This is a genomic window from Arthrobacter sp. Y3221160 (assembly GCF_059092585.1).
The window spans coordinates 1,835,254-1,856,673 of record NZ_JBNHHU010000001.1; the positions used below are offsets into that span (position 1 = coordinate 1,835,254).

Consider the following 21,420-nt stretch of genomic DNA (forward strand, 5'->3'; position numbering starts at 1 on the left):
CCGGCGAACCCGGCTTGGCTGCGGCAATCCAGGCGCCGGTCCGCACCCAGGCCGGTAGCCGGAGGGGTGAGTGGCGATGGTTGTGCAACGGTTGTTGCCGACGGAGGAAGCGCAGGACCTGATCGAGCTGGTCCGCGACATCGCGGACCGCGAGCTGCTGCCGCAGGCGGCCGAGGCCGAAGCCGCCGAACGCTTCCCGCGCGAGGTTTTCCGGATGCTGGGGGAAACCGGGCTGCTCAGCCTGCCGTACCCGGAGGAGTTTGGCGGCGGCGGCCAGCCGGCCGAGGTCTACCTGCAGGTCCTGGAGGAACTCGGCGCCGCCTGGGGCAGCGTGGCGGTGGGCGTCAGCGTCCATGCCCTCTCCTGCTTCCCGCTCGTGCATTTCGGCAGCGATGCGCAGCGCAAGACCTGGCTGCCGGACATGCTCTCGGGCGACACGCTGGGTGCTTACTGCCTCTCCGAGTCGCACGCGGGCTCCAACCCGGCGGCGATGCGCACCCGCGCCGTCCGGAAGGGCGATGGCTACGTGATCCGCGGTGCGAAGGCCTGGACCACGCACGCCGGCGAGGCCGATTTCTACACGGTGATGGCCAGGACGTCCGACGATCCCCGGCACGGGATTTCCTGCTTCCTGGTTCCGGCCGACGCCGAAGGACTGAGCGCGGCGCCGCCCGAGCACAAGATGGGGCTTACGGCCTCGACCACGGCGACGATGAACTTCGACGACGTGTACGTCCCGGCCAACCGCCTGATCGGCGAGGAAGGCCAGGGCCTGGCGATCGCCTTCGCCGCGCTGGACTCGGGCAGGCTGGGCATTGCGGCGGTGGCCGCCGGGCTGGCCCAGGCCGCGCTGGACCTGGCCGCCTCCTACGCCAACGAGCGCGAGGCCTTCGGCAAGCGGCTGATCGAACACGAGGGGCTGGCGTTCCTGATCGCCGACATGGCGGTGGAAGTGGAAACCGCGCGCGCCATGTACCTGGCGGCGGCGCGGCTGAAGGACGCCGGCCTTCCCTACGGCCGGGAGGCCTCGATCGCCAAGCTGGTGGCCACCGACAACGCGATGAGCGTGACGACGAACGCCGTGCAGGTGCTGGGCGGGGCAGGCTACACCCGGGACTTCCCGGCCGAGCGGTACATGCGCGAGGCCAAGGTCATGCAGATCTTCGAGGGGACGAACCAGATTCAGCGGCTGCTCATCTCCCGCCACTTCATCCGCTAACTGGGACCGGCCGGAAAAGACCCGCTGACGGCGGCAGTCCGCCCGGCCGGGGCGGCACGCGCCGGACCGTGCCGAACCGCCGGGGCGCGGCACCCGCTGGACCGTGGCCGAACCGCCGGTCCGGCACGCCGGGCCCGGGCGGCACTATCCGGCCGTTACCTTCGGTGCTTGGTCCGCGCGGTGGCCGGCGCGGTCCACGGGTCCTCCGGCCACGGGTGCTTCGGGTAGCGGCCGCGCATCTCGGCGCGGACCTGCGCGTAGGGACCGGACCAGAAAGACGCCAGGTCATCGGTGACGGCCAGCGGCCTGCCCGCGGGCGAGAGCAGGTGGAACAGCACGGGGACCCGACCGCCCACCAGCCGGGGCGTGTCCGCCCAACCGAAGCACTCCTGCAGTTTGACCGCCACTACCGGGCGCTCTCCCCCGTCTCGTTCCGGGTAGTCGATCCGCACCCGCGAGCCGCTGGGAACCTGCAGCCGCTCCGGCACGAGCTCATCGAACCTCGCCGCTTCCGGCCAGGGCAGCAGCCGGCGCAGCGGCTCGGCCAGGTCCACTGCGGCGGCCGGCTTCCCGCCGGCAAGTGCCTCCAGTTCCGGCGCCAGCCAATCGGCCAGCCGCCCCAGCAAGGCTGCGTCCGCGACGTCCGGCCAGGGCGCGCCCAGCTCGCGGTGCAGCAGGGCCAGCCGGCGGCGCAGCCCCTTGGCTGCCTCCGACCAGCCAAGGATGCCCAAACCGCGCTCTTCCAGGGCCCGGGCTACCGCCTCCCGGCCCTCGTCCCGCGACGGCCGGACCGGTGCCGAGGAGAGCACGATGGCGCCAAGCCTGCGTTCCCGGCGGGCCGCGAGTTTGCCCGACTCGAAGCGAGCCTCCACCCGGTCGGTCATCAGATGCCGTGCCGCCGCTGCCGCCGTATCGCCCGCCAACGGGGCGGCCGCGCGGATCACCGCCCCCGTGCCTGCCGCGTCGCGGCCCTGCGCGCGGGACACCTCGGCCACAGCCAGCCACTCGTGCCCGGCCAAGGCACTGCCGGACGGAAGCCCGGCCCGGGTTCCGGACGCCAGCAGGTAGGTTTGCCCGGGACCGGGCACGCGGCGGGCGACCCGTTCGGGGAAGGCCAGCGCCACCACGAAGCCGGCATGCTCCGCCGGGACCACCTCACCGGTGGAAGGCACGACGGCGGCGGCCTCCTGCCGTGCGATGCCCTCCAGCCGTTGCGCCTCCTCCCGCCAGCGCCGCGCGGCGGGGTCGCCGCGGCCTGCCGAACGCAGCCGGGACAGCAGCACCGTGATGTCTGCCCCGGGTGCCCGTTCCTCGCCGGAGACCAAGGCGACCACTTCGGCGGCCACCTGCCGGCCCACCACCGCCGCACCATCCAGCAGTGCCCGGCCCAGCCGGGGGTCGGCCGGAACCCTGGAGAGCACACGCCCCACATCGGTGGCCCGCCCGCCGCCGTCAATGGCGCCCAGCTCATGCAGCGTGCGGACGGCATCCGCCATGGCCGGCGCCGGCGGCGCGTCCGGAAGCCGCAGCCCCTCGCCGCCCGGGGCACCCCAGCAGGCCAGCACCAGGGCGGCACCCGTGAGGTCGGCGACGGCGATCTCCGGGGTGGGATGGGCGGGCGCGGCGCCAAAGGTTTTCGGCTCGTAGCAGCGCACCACGGTGCCCGGCCCCTGGCGGGCCGCGCGGCCGGCGCGCTGGTCGGCGGAAGCGCGCGAGGCCGACACCGTCACCAGCCCGGACATGCCGCGGGCGGCATCCCGGCGGGGTTCGCGCGACAGCCCGGAGTCGACGACCAACCGCACGCCCGGCACGGTGAGCGAGGACTCGGCCAACGAGGTGGAGACAATGATGCGCGGCGGCCCGCCGGGTTCCCGACCGGAAACGGCGCGGTCCTGCGTGGCGGGATCCGCCTGCCCGTGCAGCTCCAGCACCTCCGTGCCGCTGCCGGCGCCGCCCGTCCTGTCGCGGACTCTGTCCCGGATCGCCGCGGCCACCTGCTGCACTTCCCAGGCTCCCGGCACGAAGACCAGGGCGTCCACCGAGGGGTCGTCCGCGAGCGCCTCGGCGTGCGCGGACGCCGCGGTGAACGCGACGTGGTCCAGGAAACCGCGGGCCACTCCCCGCCCGTCCAGCCGCGGCACCGAGGCCGGAGCCCACCGCACCGCCAGGGGATGCAGTGCGGAAGGGCAGTCGACCACCGGGGCCGGGCCTTCGCCGTCGTCCGCGCCGATCAAGGCGGCGAAGCGCGGCGCGTCCAGGGTGGCCGACATCGCCACCAACGTGAGATCTCCGCGCAGCTGGCGGACCTCGCCGAGCAGGCCGACCAGCAGGTCGGTCTCCAGGCCGCGCTCATGCACTTCATCCAGGATCACCGCGTCCGTCCCGTCCAGGCCGGGATCGGTGAGCAGCCTGCGCAGCAGGATTCCCGGCGTGACAAACTCGATCAGCGTCTGCGGGCCCGCCCGGCGTTCCCCGCGCACCGTATAGCCGACGCGTTCGCCCAGCCGGCTGCCATCCAGCGCGGCCAGGCGCCTGGCGGCGGAACGGGCCGCGACCCGGCGGGGCTGGGTGACCACGATGCGCGGCCGGCCGCCCGCCGCAGCAGCCGCCACACAGTTGGCGACCAGCGGCGGAACCAGGGTGGTCTTGCCCGTGCCCGGCGGGGCCTGCACGACGGCGGTGCCCGTCCGGGTGCCTACGGTTGCGGGTTCCTCGCCCACAGGGCTGCCCGTCAGGGCTGCGGCCAGGTGATCCAGTGACTCGGCGAAGACCAGGCCTTCGCCCATCGCGGCCAGGTCGAAAAGGACGTGGCGGTGCGCGGGTTCCTGCGGGATTGGCTGGCTCACCCTTCCATTGTGCCGGTGCCTGTCGCGCCCTCCGGCATCGCCGCCACTCCCGTCGGCAGGCGGCCGTCCCGCCGTCCTTGTTCGCGCTTCCACACCCCGGCGTATCTCCCTTGGCAGCGCCCACGAACTGTGCCACGTTGGAGGTGGAATGGCGAACAATCCTTTCTGGAGGGACGTGGTTCAGATGCCGAAGACGACGAAGAGCGGCAAGCCGAAGCAGACCGAATTGCCCAGCACGCTGCAACGGTCGGGCAAGAAGGCCCAGGAGACGTTCGCGGAAGCCCATGATTCCGCCGCCGAGACGTACGGCGACGAGGAGCGTGCCCACCGCGTGGCCTACAGCGCGCTCAAGCACACGCACGAGAAGGTGGGCGACCACTGGGAACCGAAGGAAAAGAAGGGCCCCTCCGACCCGCAGGCCGAGGGCGGCGCCGGCACCTCTCGGGAAACCAAGGGCGGGGTGGACGCAAACGCCTCCAAGCAGCACCTCTACGATCTGGCCAAGAAGCTCGACGTCCCCGGCCGATCGAAGATGGACAAGTCGGAGCTCGTCGATGCGCTGCGCAAGGCCAACGACCGGGAGACCAGGAAGGCCCGGTAGCTGCCGAGGACCCCGCTTCTGCCGCCGGCTTGCCGGCCGAGGTGATCACCGCCGCCGGACTCCGGGTGATGGGTGCGGGCGCCCGCCCCTGGCCCCCAAGGCACGGCTGCACCACGGGCTTGGCCGGAAACAACGGGGCTTCAGCCGCTCCTATTAGGCTGGGGCACATGGACCTGGAGAGCGCGGCACGGGAGCTGTACGCGCTGCTGCCCGGCGAATTCACCGCCGCCCGCAACGCTCGGGCCAAGGAGGCAGCCGAGGACGGCCACAAGGAGCTCGCCCGGCAGGTCAAAGCGCTGGCGAAACCGTCGGCCGCGGCCTGGCTGGTCAATCTCCTGAGCCGGCAGCGGAGCGCTGACATCGCGGGAATCGTGGAACTGGGCCACGCCATGAGCGAAGCCCAGGAACAGCTCGATCCGCAACAACTGCGCCGACTGGGTGACCAGCGCCGGGAACTGTTGGCCGCCGTGGCGGCGGAGGGCCGGAAGCTGGCCGATGAGCTCGGGCAAAAGGTGAGTGCCGCGGCGGTCGCCGAGGCGGAACAGACGCTGCGTGCGGCGATGGCGGATGCCGGTGCGGCGGCGGCCGTAACCAGCGGCCTGCTGACCGAGTCGCTGTCGTCGAACGGGATCGACCCGGTGGACCTGGACGGCCGGGTGGCCCTGCCGGGCGCGGGCGCTCCCCCGGATGCTGGTGCCGAGCCGGCGCCACGCCTCCAGCCGAAGCGATCCTCGCGGGACGAACTCGCCGAGCGCCGGGCCGCCAAGGCCGAACGGGCTGCCAAGCAGGAAGCCGAAGAGGCCGAGCGGCGGCGCCGGCAGGCGAGGGCGGCGCTGCACAAGGCGGAGCAGCGCAAGGAAGACGCCGAAGCATCGGAACAGAAGGTGCTGGACAAGCTTGACCAACTGCAGAACCGGCGGGACGAACTCGTGGGCGAGCTCGCCGAACTGAAGCGGCGCATCGAGGACCTGGAACGCGAGGTCGCCTCGACCGATCGCAAGATGGAGGCTGCCGAGGAAGACCTGGTGTCCGCGGCCAAGACCGCGGATCGGACGCGCAAGGCCGCCGCAGCGGCACGGCGGGAGTTGGCCGAGCAGGAATAGTCTTCTCGCGGCAGCCGCCGCAGGGCAGCAAGTCAGCGGGGCAGCGAGACGCGAGGGAACATGTAGCCTAGGTCTCAAGTCCGGCCCGGGCGGAATGCCCGGACCGGCCGGAGCCGACAGGGGGCAAACATGTGGCGCATTGATGCGGCCAGGACCGCACTGCTGATGATCGACATGCAGAACGATTTCGTGCTGGAAGGCGCGCCGATGGAAGTGCCGATGGCACGCCACCGGCTGCCGGAAATGGTGACCGCCGCCGCGGCATGCCGGCAGGCAGGCATCCCGGTCATCTACACCCGCCACGTGCTGCTGGATACATTCGACGTTTCGCCGTTGGAGACCACCTACAACCAGCGGCTGCGGGCGGCCGGGATGCGCCGCGGAACCAGCGGAGTTGAGATCGTCGAGGAACTCAAGCCCGAAGCCGCCGACTACGTGCTGGACAAGCACCGCTACGACGCGTTCCACAACACGCAACTGCAGAGTGTCCTGTCGACCATCCGCGGCTTGAACACGATAGACACGGTGATCATCGCCGGCACGCTGACCGAGGTGTGCTGCGAATCGACCGCGCGCAGTGCCTTCATGAACGACTACAAGGTGGCGTTCCTCTCGGACGCCACCGGGGGCCGGTCGGAGGCTGCCCAGGCCGCCACCCTGGACGCTATCGGCACCTTCTTCGGCCGGGTGATGAGCGCCGCCGACATGGAAGCGGAACTCGGAACGACGGCGTAGGTGCAGCCCGGGGACTTTTCCGTGGTTGTGAAACGTTCGACTAGATGACACGTCAACATAGCCGGCAAGACCGTTAGGAGCATGGCAATGAAGATCAACGCGCTGGTAGTCGAAGAAAAGGATGCCCCGTTTGTCCCCGAGCAGCTGGAGCTGGACGAGCCCGGGCCCGGCGAAGTGCTGGTCAAGGTGGCCGCCGTCGGCCTCTGCCATACGGACTTGATCACCCAGGCCGGAGACATGCCGCTGCCGCTGCCCGGCGTGCTGGGCCATGAAGGCTCCGGCGTCGTGGAGGCCATCGGGGACGGCGTGACCAATGTCGCCGTGGGCGACCACGTCATCATGGGTTGGGCTTACTGCGGCGAATGCAAGAACTGCCTGCGCGGCGAGCACCGGTACTGCCTGCGCCTGGGCGAGGCGCTGGTGAGTGGTGCCCGGTTCAAGGGTCCCGACGCCGGCAAGTCCGCCTACACCCGGGCCGACGGAGGCAAGGTGTCCGGCCATTTCTTCGGCCAGTCGTCCTTCGCCGACTACTCGCTCGCACTGGCGTCGTCGCTGGTGAAGGTGGACAAGGAGATCCCGCTGGAACTGCTCGGGCCGCTGGCCTGCGGCATCACGACGGGTGCCGGCGCGGTGTTCAACACGGCCAAGCCCGAACCCGGCCAGTCGCTGGTCGTATATGGAGCCGGCGCCGTGGGCCTGGCCGCGATCATGGCCGCGAAGAACACGCCCGCGGCCACGATCATCGCCATCGACCTGCACGATTCGCGGCTGGAGCTGGCGCGCGAACTCGGTGCCACCCACACCATCAATTCCGGCAACACCAACGCCCTCGAGGAGATCCAGCGCATCTGCGGCGGCCCGGCCGACTACGTGCTCGAATGCACCGGCAACATCAAGGTGGTTGAAGAAGCCGCGGACGCCGTGGGCATGCTGGGCACGCTGATCCTGATTGGCGGGGCGCCGGCGCAGGCGCGGTTCTCGGTGGACCACCTGCGCACGCTCTGGGGCAAGCGGATCATCGGCACCCTCGGCGGTTCCAGCACCTCCGCCCAGCTGATTCCCGGACTGATCGCCCTGTTCAAGGCCGGACGGTTCCCCTTCGACAAGCTGGTGAAGTACTACGGGTTCGACCAGATCGACACGGCCATAGCCGATTCCACCGCCGGCGGGACCATCAAGGCCGTCTTGAAAGCCGCCGACTGAAAACCCTTCCCTGCCCGGCCGCCCCGCTGCGGCCCGCACAACCATGCAATCAACCCTGAAAGGACGGGATATGTCCCTGCTTGATGCCTCCCTGTGGGAGGGCAAGATCCATGTCAATGGCTGGCGCGACGGCGGTGCCGGCACCGCCACTTCGGTGGAGCCCGCCACCGGCGAGACTTTGGGTCGCTACGGGCTGGCCTCGGTCGAGGACGTGAAGGAAGCGGCAGCAGTAGCTGCCGCTGCCCAAAAGGACTGGGCCGCCCGCAAACCGGAAGAACGCGCCGCCGTGCTGCGCCGCGCCGGCGCGCTGTGGGAGGAACACGCCGAGGAAATCCAGTCCTGGATCGTGCGCGAATCCGGGGGCATCGGCCCCAAGGCCGGCCTGGAAACCCACATCGCCGCCAACGAATGCTACGAAGCCGCGGCGCTGCCCTCGCTGCCGGCCGGCGACGTGCTCACCTCCAACGAGGACCGCTGGTCCTTCGCCCGGCGCCGCCCCGTCGGCGTGGTTTCGGTCATCGCGCCGTTCAACTTCCCGCTGATCCTCTCCATCCGCGCTGTCGCCCCCGCCCTCGCCCTGGGCAACGCGGTGCTGCTCAAGCCCGACCCCCGCACCGCTGTCTGCGGCGGCGTCAGCCTGATGCGCGTCTTCGAAGAAGCCGGCCTGCCCGCCGGGCTGCTCTCCCTGCTGCCCGGCGGCGCCGACATCGGCGCGGCCGTGGTCGAGGCCCCCGAGGTCCGGGTCATCTCCTTCACCGGCTCCACCGCCGCCGGCCGGAAGATTGGCGAGTCCGCCGCCCGGAATCTCAAGCGCGCGCACCTGGAACTCGGCGGCAACAACGCCATGATCGTGCTGCCCGGCGCGGACCTGGCCAAGGCCGCGTCCGCCGCCGCGTTCGGCTCGTTCATGCACCAGGGCCAGATCTGCATGACCACCGGCCGGCACATCGTCCACGAGGACATTTACGAGGACTACGTCGCCGCGCTGGCCGAGAAGGCGAAGAACCTGCCGGTCGGCGACCCCAAGACCGGCACCGTCGCGCTCGGCCCGATCATCGACGAGCACCAGCTCAAGCGCATCGACTCGATCGTTCAGGACGCGGTCGCCGCCGGCGCCCGGCTGGCCGCCGGCGGCACCAACGACGGCCCGTTCTACTCCCCCACCGTGCTCGCCGACCTCGACCCGGCCAACACCGCGTGGAAGGACGAGATCTTCGGCCCGGTCGCCCCGGTGATGAAGTTCTCCACCGTCGACGAAGCCGTGGAACTGGCCAACGCCAACGAGTACGGGCTCTCCCTGTCCATCCTCGGCGACGTGGGCCTGGCCATGCAGATCGCCGACCGCGTCGATTCCGGCAAGGTCCACATCAACGAACAAACCGTCTCCGACGAGGCGAACTCCCCGTTCGGCGGCACGAAGAACTCCGGCAACGGCTCCCGCATCGGCGGCCACCAAGCCAACATGGACTCCTTCACCGAGACCCAATGGCTCACCGTCCGCCCGGACATCGCGCAGTACCCGTTCTGATCCCCTCCTGAGTCCCGCGACGGCGGCGGCCGGCAACCAGCCGCCGCCCGCCGTCGCGTGGTTAACTCCCGGGTTCACTGAAGGCGTAGCGGCAGCCGGATTAAACCGGGCCATTCTGCGGTTCCATAGTGAGCAAGCAAAGCTCCCGGAGGTGGGCCGTGAACACAATCCCGGAACCGCATGCCGACCCGCAGGCGGCGCACGCCGCCCAGGACCCGCTGGACTCGTATTCGGCGTCCGTGGTGCGCATAGCGGAGACCGTCACGCCGCACGTGGCGGGCATTCAGATGGACGTGCGACGCCGGGACAGGAGCTTCCCGTCCGGCGGCTCGGCCGTGGTGTTCACCGAGGACGGCTACCTGCTCACCAACGCGCACGTCGTGGCGAACTCCGACGGCGGCCATGCGGCCTTCGCGGACGGGTCACGCACGGACGTTGACGTGGTCGGCGCGGATCCGCTCTCCGACCTCGCCGTTCTGCGCGGCCGGCTCACGGTGCCGCGCCCGGTCGAGCTGGGCGATGCGTCCAAACTGCGCGTAGGCCAACTAGTCGTCGCCGTCGGCAGCCCGCTGGGCCTCTCCGGCTCGGTGACGGCCGGGGTGGTCAGCGCGCTGGGCCGCTCCATCCCCGTGGCCGCGGGCAGGAACCGGAGGGTGATTGAGGACGTCATCCAGACGGACGCCGCACTGAACCCGGGCAGTTCCGGCGGCGCCCTGGCCGACGCCTCCGGACGGGTGGTCGGGATCAACACGGCCGTCGCCGGGATCGGGCTCGGCCTGGCCGTGCCGATCAACGCCACGACCCGCCGGATCATCTCCGCGCTGCTGGCCGACGGGCGCGTGAGGCGCGCCTACCTCGGCCTGGTGAGTACGCCGCTGCCGTTGTCCCCGCGGGAGATCATGCGGACCGGCGAGCGGAACGCGCTGCGGGTGGTCGAGGTGCTGCCCGGCTCCCCCGCCGAGCAGGCCGGACTGCGGCCGGGCGACCTCGTGATCCGGGCCGCCGGGCAGCCGGTGGCCAGTGCGCAGAGCCTGCAGCGGCTGCTTTTCGCGGATGCCATCGGCGTGGAGTTCCCGCTGGCCGTGCTGCGCGGCGGGTCCGTGGTGGAGCTGGCCGCCTGGCCGGTGGAAATGTCAGCCGGTTGAATCGCGAGCCGCGGCCTTTGGCCCGCCGTGCGCGGCGCCCGTGCCTCGGATGCGGAATTGCAGGTGGCCGGGACACCGCCGTCGTCGTTGTGTCTGAACGGTCCAAGTCCTACCGTTGGAGGAAGCACGCCTAACCAGCCGGCCCCCACTTCGGCCGGCGGACCAGGAGGGCAACCATGGCGATCACGGACGGCCTCGCCGGCTCACTCGAGCGGGAGCTGGGCTGGCAGCGGGACCTGTACAAGGACCTGCACCGGAACCCCGAGCTCAGCATGGAAGAACACCACACCGCCGACCTGATCGCGCGGGAGCTAACCGGCTTCGGCTACGAGGTCCAGCGGATCGGCGGGACGGGCGTCGTCGGGGTCCTCACCAACGGTTCCGGCAGCACGGTGCTGGCACGGGCGGACATCGATGCGCTGCCGGTCGCCGAGGCCACCGGCCTGGACTACGCCGCAGAAACCACCGCGAAGCTTCCCGGAGGCGGGACCACCGGCGTCATGCACGCCTGCGGCCACGACATGCACATCGTGTCCCTGCTGGGTGCGGCAAAGCTGATGGCCGGACACAGGGACCGCTGGGCGGGCACCTACGTGGCGCTCTTCCAGCCGGGAGAGGAGACTGCCGCCGGAGCCCGGGCAATGGTCGACGACGGCCTGGCCGCCAGGATTCCTACACCGGACGTCGCCTTCGCCCAGCATGTGATGCCCACCGAGGCCGGGAAGATCGGCACCACGGCCGGCCCCATCCTCTCGGCCGGCGACTCCCTGAAAATTACGGTCTACGGGCGCGGCGCCCACGGCTCCATGCCGCACAACTCCGTGGACCCCGTGGTGCTGGCCGCATCGATCGTGCTGCGGCTGCAGACCATCGTTTCCCGCGAGACCAAGCCGGGCGAATTCGCGGTGGTGACTGTCGGCGCCTCCAACGCGGGCACCAAATCCAACATCATCCCGGACCGTGCCGAACTGCTGCTGAACCTGCGCACGTACGACCTGGGCCTGCGGGAACGGATCATGGCATCGATCGAACGGATTGTCCGCGGCGAGTGTGCGGCCGCCGGATCGCCCCGCGACCCTGAGTTCGAGTACTACGACCAGTTCCCGTTGACCAGCAACGACGCCGAAACGACCGAGCGCATCACGGCCGCCTTCAGCCGGCATTTTGGGGACGATCAGGTCTACCGTGCCGAACCCGTCACGGCCTCCGAGGACTTCAGCCGGATTCCGGATGCCCTCGGGGTGCCCTACACCTATTGGACGGTCGGCTCCGTTCCGGCCGACGTCTACCGGGAAGCCGTGGAGAACGGCACTGTCTCCGAAGACATTCCGGCCAACCACTCACCGTTCTTCGCTCCCGCCATCGACCCGACGCTCTCCGTCGCCACCCAGGCGCAGGCCGTTGCAGCTCTGGAGTACCTGGCACAGTAAGGCAATGTAAGGGGTCGTTTGCCATGACCGAATCCACCACGACCACAGTCCGCACGGACTGGAAACCTACCGACAAGTGGCTGCTGGGCATCGTCCTGGCCGTCATCAATTTCTGGCTCTTCGCGCAGACTTTGCTCAACGTCATCCCGGGGATCCGGGACCAGCTTGGGGTCGAACAGACGCTGGCCAACCTGGCCGTCTCCATCACGTCGCTGTTTTCCGGGATATTCATCGTCGTCGCGGGCGGACTCGCCGACCGGATCGGCCGGGCCAAGATCATGTACGCCGGGATCTACCTCAGCATTCTCGGTTCCCTGCTCATCGCGCTGACACCGGAAAACCTCGGCGGCCTCACCGACTTCATGCTGCTGGGCGGCCGCGCGATCCAAGGCCTGTCCGCCGCGTGCATCATGCCTTCGACCATGGCGCTGATCAAGAGCTACTACGAGGGGAAGGACCGGCAGCGGGCACTCTCCTATTGGTCCATCGGCTCATGGGGCGGCTCGGGCTTCTGCGCCCTGTTCGGCGGCCTGATGGCCACCTCCTTCCTGGGCTGGCGGTCCATCTTCTGGATCTCGATCGTCCTGTCGGTGCTGGCGCTGTTCCTGCTCCGGGGCACGCCCGAGTCGCGGGCGGCGGCTGATCCGGAGGCCGCCGGGCACCGCTTCGACTGGGGCGGGCTGGCCTGCTTCATCGTCATGCTGGTGGCCATCAACGTGTACATCTCCCAGGGGCCGGCCATCGGCTGGTTCAGTTGGCCGGGGGTCGCGCTGGTGGCCGCTTTCGTGGTGTTCGGCCTGCTGTTCCTGCAGATCGAAAGCCGCCGCCACTTTGCGTTCGTGGACCTGAAGCTTTTCAGAAACGGCACCTTCACCGGCGCGACGCTGTCCAACTTCCTGCTCAACGGAGCCGCGGGCACGCTGATCGTTTCGCTGGGACTGGTGCAGGTGGCCGCCGGGTTGAGCTCGCTGCAATCGGGCCTGCTGACGCTCGGCTACCTGATCGCCATCCTCGCCACCATCCGGGTGGGCGAGAAGCTGCTGCAGCGCTTCGGCCCGAAGAAGCCGATGCTGTGGGGCAGCATGATCACTGGCGTCGGCATCCTGCTGTGCTCCACCACGTTCCTGCACATCGAAGAGTACATAGTGCTCACCGTCATCGGGTTCACCCTGTTCGGCGTCGGCCTGGGGTTCTACGCCACCCCGTCCACCGACGCCGCCCTGTCCAACGTCCCGGACGCCCAGGTGGGTGCGGCGTCCGGCATCTACAAGATGGCGTCCTCGCTGGGCAATGCCATCGGCGTGGCCATCTCCGCGGCACTGTATGTGGCCGCACAGGCGGTGAACCCGGAACTCATCCAGTCCTGGGGCCTGTTCATCGGCCGCCAGGACAACGTGGCGCTGCGCTTCGGCGGGGCGGTCGGGCTGTTGTTCAACGTCTTCATGGTCGTGGTCGCCATCGCCTCGATTATCGTCACGGTCCCCGCCACCAGGAGCAAGGAGGAGGAAGAGGCCCGGCCGGACGTGGTCCCGCCGCCGGCCTTCGGCAACTAGGCATCGTTGACCCCACCGGCGTCGCGGAGTATAAATGGCCGTTCAAGGCGCCGGTCCCAAACCTTCCAGCGGAGGCACTGCCATGTCGGTCCATGCATCCAGCGGTTCAGACATCCCCGGCTACGAGTACGGCACGGTGGCGCATTCACCGGTCACGTTGGCCGAGCTCGATGAGCTCAAGGCCAGCGCCATGTTTGGCGACGAGGACGCCACCCTGCTGCACCGGGCCGGCGAGATCCTTGACGGCCAGGTGGAGGACGTGCTCGACGTCTGGTACGGATTCGTCGGCGGCCAACCCCAGCTGGTCGCGCACTTCTCCCGGCCCGACGGCCCGCCCATTGAGGACTACCTGAATGCGGTCCGCCGCCGGTTTGGCCAGTGGATCAGGGATACCTGTACCAAGCCCTACGACCAGGAGTGGCTGGACTACCAAAACGAAATCGCCCTGCGGCACACCCCGGAACACAAGAACGAAACCGACCACGTGGGGTCTACTCAGGTCGTCCCGTTGCGCCACCTCATCGCGCTGATCGGGCCGGTGGTCACCACGATGCGGCCGTTCCTGGCCAGCGGCGGGGATCCCGTGGAGAAGGTCGACGCCATGATGCAGGCATGGCTGAAGGCAGTGGTCCTGCAGATCGCGCTCTGGTCCCGGCCCTACACGCTGCCGGGCGAGTGGTGACGGCGACCGGCGGAAGGATCAACGCCAGGGCAACTCCGGTTCTGCCCCGGCCGATACCCAGCCCCAGCGGAATGGTGATGCAGGGCGCCTGAAATTTCAGCGGCGCCTCGATCACCGACATGCCGACAATCAGGCCCAGTGGGCCGGCAGCACCAGCCGCGCCGCCATGCGCAGGCAAACCGTGTTGTGCCTCCCAGTCCACGCTCCGTCCTACGTTTCCGCGGGAGCGGCACGGCCAACCGCGCACGCTCCTCAAGATTTGCTCAGGGATGTTTGCTCACGACGGATTGCTATCGACACGGACCCGTGGTGTCCATACACTCCAAACTCTAGTAACTTACTAGTGTTTCGGGGGGAAAGGCACTCACATGCGCAATTTGTTCCTCATGGCCATCGTCGGCCTCCTCGCCCAGATGGTCGACGGCTCGCTCGGCATGGGATACGGCGTGACTTCGTCCAGCCTCATGATTGCCGTGGGCATCGCTCCCGCTGCGGCCAGCGCAGCAGTCCACCTCTCCGAGGTCGGCACGGCGCTGATCTCCGGATTCGCCCACCACAAGTTCGGCAACGTCGACTGGCGCATCGTCGGGATCATGGCGGTTCCGGGGGGCATCGGCGCCTTCATGGGAGCCAACTTCCTGGTCAGCCTGCCGGCCGACGTCGCCAAGCCGTGGGTTGCCCTGCTGCTTTTCCTGCTCGGTGCCTACGTCCTGTTCCGGTTCCTGATCCTGTCCGGCCGCCGGCCGCAGTTCAAGGGCCAGGTCAAGGCCGTCGTCCTGATGCCGCTTGGCCTCGTCGCCGGCACGATGGACGCCATCGGCGGCGGCGGCTGGGGGCCGATCGGCACCACCTCGCTGCTGTCCACCGGCAAGATCGAACCCCGCAAGGTCATCGGCTCAATTTCCGCCACCGAGTTCATCGTTGCGGTCAGTGCCTCGGTGGGCTTCCTGCTCGCGCTCGGACGGGAGGGCATTAACTTCGCCTGGGTTCTGGCCCTGCTTGCCGGCGGCGTCATCGCGGCCCCCGTCTCGGCGTGGCTGGTTCGACACCTGGCCGCGGCGGTCCTCGGCGTAGCAGCCGGAAGCCTCATCATCCTGACCAACGCCAAGACCATGATGGAGACGTGGGGCGGGGCGGAAAAGAACTCCGCCCCGGTGTGGCTCACGCTGGCAGTCCTGGCGGTCGCGGCCGGCCTGTTGATCACGCAGTCCGTCCGCAGGGAGTTGCGCCGACGCCGCGAGGAGGAGCCCGAGCTGGAGCTCGCCGGCGCCTGAGACAATGGGCGGGTGCACATCACCGCCAAATCCGACTACGCCCTGCGCGCCCTGATCGTCATCGCCCGGTCGTCCGAAGCGCAGACCGGGACGCTGGCGGCCGAGGCCATAGCAGCCGCCCAGGGCATCCCGCACAACTACTTGCTGTCGATTCTCGCCGATCTGCGGCGCAGCGGCATTGTGCGCAGCCGCCGCGGCCAGGGCGGCGGTTGGCACCTTGCCCGCACCGCGGTGGAGATCACCGTCGCCGACATCATCCGCGCGGTGGACGGGCCGCTGGTGAGCGTGCACGGGGTGCGGCCCGAAGCGGTTCAATACGAGGACCCGGCGGCGGTTCTCCAGCCGGTCTGGATTGCCGCGCGCAGCAGCCTGCGCGAAGTTCTGGAGTCGGTTACCCTGGACCAGCTTGCCTCCGGTCAGCTGCCCGCAGAAGTCACCGGGCGCAGTTCGCGCGACGATGCGTGGGAGCCCAGGTAGACATGCCTCATCGCCTTGCCTTCCCGCGGCGGGGCGACGATCAGTGGCCGGCTTGAGCCGGGCCCGGCGAAGGCGGCCGCCCTCTAGCCTGCCCGCCCTGTTCCCCCGGTGCCGACCGACGCAGCCTTCGACGGCACCCTGCCGTTGACGCGGTAGCGCGGGTTCCTGCGCCGGCCGCCGGCCGCGGGCGGGTCTTCGATGTTCCTGGGCCCGTTGATCATGACGGCGCCGACCAGCATGACCACGATGCAGGCGCCCAGCATGGCGAACGAAGCGGTCCAGGAGCCGGTGGCCTCGTGCACCACGCCGAACAGCAGCGGGGCGACGCCCGCGCCGGCGTAGCCGATGCCCTGGCTGAAGCCGGACAGGACCGCCGAGCCGTGCGTGGTGCGCGAGCGAAGGTTCACCATCAGCAGCGCGGTGGCGAAGGTGCCCTGGCCCAGCCCGGAGAGGGTCATCCACCACCAGGTGCCGCTCTCCGGCGAGAGCAGCAGGCCCAGATGCCCGCCCACCCAGCAGGCGGTGAACACCAAAATGGCGGCGATGGGGTGCCTCAGCCGCGGCACGATCAATGGCACGAGCAGGCTGGCGGGCAGCCCGAGGATGGCGAAGTACGCCAGCGCCGACCCCGCCGTCGCGGCGTCGATGCCGTGTTCGGTCAGGTACGGCGGCAGCCACGCGAAGTACACATACGTCTGCGCGGAGTTGCCGGCCAGGAAGATGGCCAGGCCCCAGGCCACCGGTGAACGCCACGGATTCAGCTTCACCGGCCCCGCCGCGGCTTCGCGGGCGCGAACGGCAGGCCCGTCGCCGCGGACCGGTCCGGGCGGGCCCTCGTCCGCACGGGGTCCAGGCGAGGCCGCCGCAGCCCGCCCGCCGGCGTCGTCCATTCGGCGCTTGCGGCGGTCCCGTGCCGCCTGCACCGCCCACGGGATGAGCACCACGGCGCTGACCGAGGCCCAGAGCGCGATCGATGTCCGCCAGCCCGCGGCGTCCGCCACCGGGACCGCCAGTTGCGGGCTCATCGCGGTGCTGACCGCCAGCAGGGTCACATAGCCCGCGGTCACCACGCCCACCCGGTCCGGGAAGTATTTCCGGACCAGCGGCGGCAGCACGACGTTGCCGATTCCGTACCCCGCCATCACCACCGCGCTCAGGGAAAGAAACGGCCACACGCCGTCGACGGCGGCGCGGCCTAACTGGCCGGCGACCGCCAGCAGCACGGCGGCCACCAGCACCTTTTCCAGCCCGAGCCAGCGGATCAGCGCCGGGGTGCCCAGGCCGGCGGCGGCGAACACCAGCGGCGGCAGCATCGCCAACACGCCGATGCTGGTGGCGTCGAAGCCGAGTTCGGGGCCAAGCTGGCCCAGCAGCGGACCGACGGCGGAGACCGCGGCGCGCAGGCTCAGCGCCATCAGCAGGATGCCCAGCAGCGCGCCGATCCGCCCGGTCCACGGCCTGCGGAGGAAGTAGTTCACCCGCCTACCCTAGCCGCGGCCCGCCCGCTTACCCGGCCGGATACGGTTTGCGGCGCAACAGTCGGGCCGGATGACGGCAGTTCCTGCCCGCGGTCGCCGTCCTTGTCCGCTCCCCCTGTAACCAACTTCCGGGCGGTGACAGGCGCCGCCGTAAGATGGTGCTGGCGCCCTTCCCGTGCGGCGCCGCGGACTGCCGAACGCCCGCCCCGGGCGGCTGCGGCCTGCGAAGAACTAGGAAGTGGTGCCAAGGATGCTTGACCCGTCAACGATCGAGTCCATCGCCGACGAGCTGGTGGAGGCCGGCCGGACACGGACGCCGGTGAAACGGCTGACCGCCCGCTACCCGGAGATGACCATTGAGGACTCCTACAAGGTGCAGAACCTGTGGCGCGAGCGCAGCGAGGCCGCCGGCCGTACGCTGGCGGGCCGGAAGATCGGCCTGACGTCCAAGGCCATGCAGTACGCCACCGGCATCAGCGAGCCGGACTACGGGATCATCTTCGATGACATGATCCTGGAGAACGGCTGCACGGTGAAGTGGGACCAGTACACCCACCCACGCATCGAAGTGGAACTGGCCTTCGTGCTCAACCGCGACGTCAAGGGCCCCAACGCCACCATTTTCGACGTTTTGAACGCCACCGAGTACGTGGTTCCCGCGCTCGAGATCCTGGACTCGCGGATCGAGATGGAGGGCCGCACCATCGTTGACACCATCTCCGACAACGCCGCCATGGGCGCCATGGTGATCGGCGGCAACCCGGTCCGCCCGCAGGACGTGGACCTGCGCTGGATCTCCGCCATCCTGTACAAGAACCAGACCGTGGAGGAGACCGGCGTGGCCGCCGGCGTGCTCAACCACCCGGCCGCCGGCGTCTACTGGCTGGCCAACAAGATTGCCCCGCACGGCGACCACCTCAAGGCCGGTGAAACCATCCTCGCCGGCTCGTTCACACGACCCATGTGGGTACACAAGGGGGACACGGTCTTCGCCGACTACGGGCAGTTGGGAACCATCACGTGCCGTTTCGAGTAGAGCCCGATCCGTCCTTCAAGGACGCCCTGTCCACCGCCGACCGGCCGCTGGCCGGCATCTGGGTCTGCTCCGGCTCGCCCCTGGTGGCCGAACTCTGTGCCGGGGCCGGCTTCGACTGGATCTTCATTGACGCCGAGCACTCCCCCAACGGGCTGGAGTCTGTGCTGGCGCAGTTGCAGGCCGTGCGCGGCTACCCCGGCATTCCCGTGGTCCGCCCGCCCGTCAACGACACCGTGCTGATCAAGCAGTACCTGGACCTGGGCGCGCAGTCACTGATCATTCCGATGGTGCACACGGCCGAACAGGCCCGCGCCGCCGTCGCGGCCACCCGCTACCCGCCGGCCGGCGTGCGCGGCGTCGGTTCCGCGCTGGCCCGCTCGGCCCGCTGGAACCGCATCCCGGACTATCTCACCCGCGCGGAGGAGACGCTCACGCTCATCGTCCAGATCGAGTCCGCCGAGGCCGTGGAGAACGCCGCCGAGATCGCCGCGGTGGACGGCGTGGACGGCGTGTTCATCGGCCCGTCCGACCTGGCCGCCTCGATGGGCGTGATTGGCCAGCAGGAGCACCCGGACGTGGTCGGCGGCGTGGAGAAGGCGCTGAAGGCCGCCAAGGCGGCCGGCAAGTTCGTGGGGGTCAACGCCTTCGCCGAAGCCTCCGCCCGCCGCTACATGGAGTGGGGCGCCGATTTCGTCGGCGTCGGCGCCGACGTGGCGCTGCTGGCCCGCGGCTCCGAAGCCCTCGCGGCCAAGTACATCCCCTCCGACGGGAACGGCAAGGCCGGCACCCCGGCCAGCTACTGATCCTCCGCAGAACGACGGCGGCGCTTGGGCGGGTTTCACAGCCCACCTAAAGCGCCGCCGTCCTACGCGGCGAGGTGCAGCAACTGCTGGTTGGGGAAGCGTCCTTCGGCTAAAAATGCTAAGACTTGAGCATGGCTGCTTCATTCAAGGTTGGGGATAGAGTGCGCTGGAATTCAGAGGCCGGCCAAATCCACGGCAGAGTCACCAAGATCCACACCAAGGACTTTGAATTCCGGGGCCGCACGAGGCGCTGCTCCGAGGATGAGCCACAGTACGAAGTCCAGAGCGACAAGACGGACCACTTGGCTGTCCACAAGGGCTCGGCGCTGCGCAAAACGGACTAACCGGCGACGCCGCCAAAGGCTCTCAGGGCTGGGACTCCACGGCCGTTTGAGGCTCCACAGAAGTTCGAGGAAACAAGACGTGGCAACTGTCTCCAGCAATCTTTCCGGCCGGCAACCGACCGTTCGGGCGCTGGCGCGGATTTCCCACACGCACGGGGGCGTCGGGCTGATCGACCACCTGCTGCGGGCGCCGACAGCGGACGAGGTGGAACTGCGGGTCAGCCTCTGCGGGCTGTGCGGCTCGGACGTTATCGTCTACCGTGCCGACGCGGCAGCGGCGCCGGTTCCGCTGGGCATGGTGCTCGGGCACGAGTCGGTCGGCACGGTGGTCCGCACCGGGCTGCTGGTTCCCGAATGGCTCGCGCCGGGCACCCGGGTAGTGCCCATTTCCACCGTGGGCTGCGGCGACTGCGAGGCGTGCCGGGCGGACCAGCCGCATCTTTGCGCCGAGCGCTCCGGTCTGGGGCTGACCCAGCATGGCCAAGCCACTTCACGGGCTCTCGTTCCGTGGCGCAATCTGGTGCCGGTGCCGGAGTCGGTTCCGGACACCACGGCAGTTCTAGCAGAGCCCGCGTCCATCGCCTGGCGCGCGGTCTCTACTGTCGCCCGCATCCAGCCCGGCGAGCGCGTGGCAGTCTCGACCACCCGCAGCATCGGCCTGCTCGCCGGCCTGTTGGCGCAGCGCGCCGGCGCTGAGGTGACGATGATTGGCCGTGAAGGTCCCGGCCACGCGGCTCGGGTTGAGTTGGCCCAAGGCCTTGGCTTGGGCAGCACGACCGAGCAGCAACCCAACACCTACGATGTGTGGATTGAAGCGACCGGTGCTGGTATCAACCTGGCACGTGCCGTTCAGGAACTGCGGCCCTTGGGCCGCCTGGTCATGGTGGCGATGTACGCCACCGGGACCGCCCCTGCGCCCGTGGTCCGGACCAGCAAGAACCTTGCGGTCCTGAACAGCTTCATCTCCACACGGCCGGATTTCGAGCAGGCCCTGGCGTTCCTTGCCACCAGTCCGGATTTGGGCGAGCGCCTCATTACGACCTACCCCATGGGCCGGGCCGTCGAAGCGCTGCGGCTGACAGCCGAAGCCAGCACCGACGCCGTCGGGCGGCCGCTGGTCAAAGCGGTCCTCATCCCCGATGCCTGAGCGGGCTCTCTCGACATGTGACTAAACAGTCACCTATTATGGGCGCATGGATGCCGTGTTCAAGGCCCTGGCGGATCCCACCCGGCGCGGGCTGCTGGACGAACTGTTCCGCGAGGACGGGCAGACCCTCACCGCACTCGAAGCGCGGTTCGGCATCACGCGCTTCGGCGTCATGAAGCACCTGAAGCAACTGGAAGAGGCCGACCTGGTGGTGACCCGCCGCCGCGGCCGGGAGAAACTGCACTTCCTAAATCCGGTGCCCATCCGGCTCATCCACGACCGCTGGGTGAGCAAGTATGCACAACCATGGGCCGCTGCCCTCAGCGACCTCAAATCCCGATTGGAAAGTCCCATGGAGAAAATCTTCGAGATCTATATCCGCACCACCCCGGAACAGCTCTGGGAAGCCATCACGGACAGCGAGACCAGAAGCAAGTACCAGTTCGGCAACCGGATCGAGACGGACTGGACGCCAGGGTCCGGGTACGCGGTGACCAACCCGCGGGCCGATGCGCCGCTGAGCGAAGGCGAGAACCTGGAAGTCGATCCGCCGCGCCGGCTGGTCCAGACGATGCGCGCTCTGTGGGGCGAGGACGTCGCGGCCGAAGGCACGTCCCGGGTGACGTGGGAGATCGAAAAGGTGGAGGACTCCTGCCGCCTCACCGTGACGCACGATCAGCTGCGCGAGGGGGCCAACGAGCAGGTGTACGGCGGCTGGCCGATGGTCCTGTCCGGCCTCAAGACGTGGCTGGAGACCGGCGAGAAACTCACCACACCCGGCTCGCTGATGTACACCTGATACCGGCCAGAGAGCAC

General features: G+C 69.4%; 19 protein-coding genes. 17 read left to right on the top strand and 2 right to left on the bottom strand.

Features of this window, described 5'->3' with window-relative positions; translation table 11 throughout:
- Positions 1 to 76: 76 nt before the first annotated feature.
- Entirely contained in the window at positions 77 to 1,219 is a 1,143-nt protein-coding gene (locus AC5RWG_RS08535; protein ID WP_494001308.1) for an acyl-CoA dehydrogenase family protein, read from the top strand.
- 155 nt (positions 1,220 to 1,374) lie between these two features.
- Here the strand turns inward: AC5RWG_RS08535 and hrpB are convergent, their stop codons facing one another.
- Positions 1,375 to 4,005: an ATP-dependent helicase HrpB gene (gene hrpB, locus AC5RWG_RS08540; RefSeq protein WP_494167109.1), complete on the bottom strand. Its 2,631-nt coding sequence runs from the start codon at positions 4,003 to 4,005 to the stop codon at positions 1,375 to 1,377.
- 244 nt (positions 4,006 to 4,249) lie between these two features.
- Here hrpB and AC5RWG_RS08545 point away from each other — a divergent pair, with 244 nt between their 5' ends.
- The 11 genes from AC5RWG_RS08545 to AC5RWG_RS08595 all read left to right on the top strand — a co-directional run bounded on the left by AC5RWG_RS08545 (position 4,250) and on the right by AC5RWG_RS08595 (position 15,796).
- On the top strand, positions 4,250 to 4,666 hold the full coding sequence (locus tag AC5RWG_RS08545) for a ChaB family protein (RefSeq protein WP_494076486.1): 417 nt from the start codon (positions 4,250 to 4,252) through the stop codon (positions 4,664 to 4,666).
- 167 nt (positions 4,667 to 4,833) lie between these two features.
- Positions 4,834 to 5,769 (top strand): transposase, encoded by a 936-nt coding sequence (locus AC5RWG_RS08550; RefSeq protein WP_494166761.1) that lies wholly within the window; start codon positions 4,834 to 4,836, stop codon positions 5,767 to 5,769.
- 129 nt (positions 5,770 to 5,898) lie between these two features.
- Positions 5,899 to 6,504: an isochorismatase family protein gene (locus AC5RWG_RS08555; RefSeq protein WP_494012976.1), complete on the top strand. Its 606-nt coding sequence runs from the start codon at positions 5,899 to 5,901 to the stop codon at positions 6,502 to 6,504.
- A gap of 87 nt (positions 6,505 to 6,591) precedes the next feature.
- A complete protein-coding gene (locus AC5RWG_RS08560; protein WP_494000832.1) occupies positions 6,592 to 7,707 on the top strand; it encodes an NAD(P)-dependent alcohol dehydrogenase in 1,116 nt (371 codons plus the stop codon).
- 70 nt (positions 7,708 to 7,777) lie between these two features.
- Entirely contained in the window at positions 7,778 to 9,235 is a 1,458-nt protein-coding gene (locus AC5RWG_RS08565) for a benzaldehyde dehydrogenase (RefSeq protein ID WP_494012977.1), read from the top strand.
- Between the two features lie 158 nt (positions 9,236 to 9,393).
- Positions 9,394 to 10,380 carry a S1C family serine protease gene (locus AC5RWG_RS08570; protein ID WP_494000834.1) on the top strand — a complete coding sequence of 329 codons (987 nt, stop codon included), beginning with the start codon at positions 9,394 to 9,396 and terminating at the stop codon, positions 10,378 to 10,380.
- Between the two features lie 176 nt (positions 10,381 to 10,556).
- Complete coding sequence (locus AC5RWG_RS08575) at positions 10,557 to 11,810, top strand: amidohydrolase (protein WP_494166762.1); 1,254 nt, start codon at positions 10,557 to 10,559, stop codon at positions 11,808 to 11,810.
- A 23-nt stretch (positions 11,811 to 11,833) separates the two neighbouring features.
- A complete protein-coding gene (locus AC5RWG_RS08580) occupies positions 11,834 to 13,363 on the top strand; it encodes an MFS transporter (protein ID WP_494000836.1) in 1,530 nt (509 codons plus the stop codon).
- 82 nt (positions 13,364 to 13,445) lie between these two features.
- On the top strand, positions 13,446 to 14,045 hold the full coding sequence (locus AC5RWG_RS08585) for a protoglobin domain-containing protein (RefSeq protein WP_494025215.1): 600 nt from the start codon (positions 13,446 to 13,448) through the stop codon (positions 14,043 to 14,045).
- Positions 14,046 to 14,413: 368 nt separating this feature from the next.
- On the top strand, positions 14,414 to 15,319 hold the full coding sequence (locus tag AC5RWG_RS08590) for a sulfite exporter TauE/SafE family protein (protein WP_494025214.1): 906 nt from the start codon (positions 14,414 to 14,416) through the stop codon (positions 15,317 to 15,319).
- Between the two features lie 12 nt (positions 15,320 to 15,331).
- Positions 15,332 to 15,796, top strand: coding sequence for an RrF2 family transcriptional regulator (locus AC5RWG_RS08595; RefSeq protein WP_494000839.1), 465 nt, complete (start codon positions 15,332 to 15,334; stop codon positions 15,794 to 15,796).
- Between the two features lie 83 nt (positions 15,797 to 15,879).
- On the opposite strand, the gene AC5RWG_RS08600 is transcribed toward AC5RWG_RS08595, so the two are convergent.
- Positions 15,880 to 17,274, bottom strand: coding sequence for an MFS transporter (locus tag AC5RWG_RS08600; RefSeq protein ID WP_494166763.1), 1,395 nt, complete (start codon positions 17,272 to 17,274; stop codon positions 15,880 to 15,882).
- Between the two features lie 250 nt (positions 17,275 to 17,524).
- Between AC5RWG_RS08600 and hpaH the strand changes: the two genes are divergently transcribed.
- The 5 genes from hpaH to AC5RWG_RS08625 all read left to right on the top strand — a co-directional run bounded on the left by hpaH (position 17,525) and on the right by AC5RWG_RS08625 (position 21,403).
- Positions 17,525 to 18,310, top strand: coding sequence for a 2-oxo-hept-4-ene-1,7-dioate hydratase (gene hpaH, locus AC5RWG_RS08605; RefSeq protein WP_494013742.1), 786 nt, complete (start codon positions 17,525 to 17,527; stop codon positions 18,308 to 18,310).
- The gene (locus AC5RWG_RS08610) at positions 18,295 to 19,113 is read left to right on the top strand and encodes an HpcH/HpaI aldolase family protein (RefSeq protein ID WP_494076457.1); all 819 of its coding nucleotides are present in this window, start codon (positions 18,295 to 18,297) and stop codon (positions 19,111 to 19,113) included. The genes hpaH and AC5RWG_RS08610 overlap by 16 nt, the downstream gene beginning before the upstream one ends.
- Positions 19,114 to 19,244: 131 nt before the next feature.
- Complete coding sequence (locus AC5RWG_RS08615) at positions 19,245 to 19,457, top strand: hypervirulence associated TUDOR domain-containing protein (RefSeq protein ID WP_494166764.1); 213 nt, start codon at positions 19,245 to 19,247, stop codon at positions 19,455 to 19,457.
- Positions 19,458 to 19,536: 79 nt separating this feature from the next.
- The gene (locus AC5RWG_RS08620) at positions 19,537 to 20,604 is read left to right on the top strand and encodes an alcohol dehydrogenase catalytic domain-containing protein (RefSeq protein WP_494166765.1); all 1,068 of its coding nucleotides are present in this window, start codon (positions 19,537 to 19,539) and stop codon (positions 20,602 to 20,604) included.
- A gap of 46 nt (positions 20,605 to 20,650) precedes the next feature.
- Positions 20,651 to 21,403 carry an ArsR/SmtB family transcription factor gene (locus AC5RWG_RS08625; RefSeq protein WP_494166766.1) on the top strand — a complete coding sequence of 251 codons (753 nt, stop codon included), beginning with the start codon at positions 20,651 to 20,653 and terminating at the stop codon, positions 21,401 to 21,403.
- The last annotated feature ends 17 nt before the right edge of the window (positions 21,404 to 21,420 follow it).

Coding starts and splice junctions, on each gene's coding strand:
- AC5RWG_RS08560 (WP_494000832.1), top strand. CDS start 6,592: ATGAAGATCAACGCGCTGGTAGTCGAAGAAAAGGATGCCCCGTTTGTC.
- AC5RWG_RS08555 (WP_494012976.1), top strand. CDS start 5,899: ATGTGGCGCATTGATGCGGCCAGGACCGCACTGCTGATGATCGACATG.
- AC5RWG_RS08625 (WP_494166766.1), top strand. CDS start 20,651: ATGGATGCCGTGTTCAAGGCCCTGGCGGATCCCACCCGGCGCGGGCTG.
- AC5RWG_RS08545 (WP_494076486.1), top strand. CDS start 4,250: ATGCCGAAGACGACGAAGAGCGGCAAGCCGAAGCAGACCGAATTGCCC.
- hpaH (WP_494013742.1), top strand. CDS start 17,525: ATGCTTGACCCGTCAACGATCGAGTCCATCGCCGACGAGCTGGTGGAG.
- AC5RWG_RS08585 (WP_494025215.1), top strand. CDS start 13,446: ATGTCGGTCCATGCATCCAGCGGTTCAGACATCCCCGGCTACGAGTAC.
- AC5RWG_RS08565 (WP_494012977.1), top strand. CDS start 7,778: ATGTCCCTGCTTGATGCCTCCCTGTGGGAGGGCAAGATCCATGTCAAT.
- AC5RWG_RS08550 (WP_494166761.1), top strand. CDS start 4,834: ATGGACCTGGAGAGCGCGGCACGGGAGCTGTACGCGCTGCTGCCCGGC.
- AC5RWG_RS08590 (WP_494025214.1), top strand. CDS start 14,414: ATGCGCAATTTGTTCCTCATGGCCATCGTCGGCCTCCTCGCCCAGATG.
- AC5RWG_RS08575 (WP_494166762.1), top strand. CDS start 10,557: ATGGCGATCACGGACGGCCTCGCCGGCTCACTCGAGCGGGAGCTGGGC.
- AC5RWG_RS08535 (WP_494001308.1), top strand. CDS start 77: ATGGTTGTGCAACGGTTGTTGCCGACGGAGGAAGCGCAGGACCTGATC.
- AC5RWG_RS08580 (WP_494000836.1), top strand. CDS start 11,834: ATGACCGAATCCACCACGACCACAGTCCGCACGGACTGGAAACCTACC.
- hrpB (WP_494167109.1), bottom strand. CDS start 4,005: ATGGGCGAAGGCCTGGTCTTCGCCGAGTCACTGGATCACCTGGCCGCA.
- AC5RWG_RS08615 (WP_494166764.1), top strand. CDS start 19,245: ATGGCTGCTTCATTCAAGGTTGGGGATAGAGTGCGCTGGAATTCAGAG.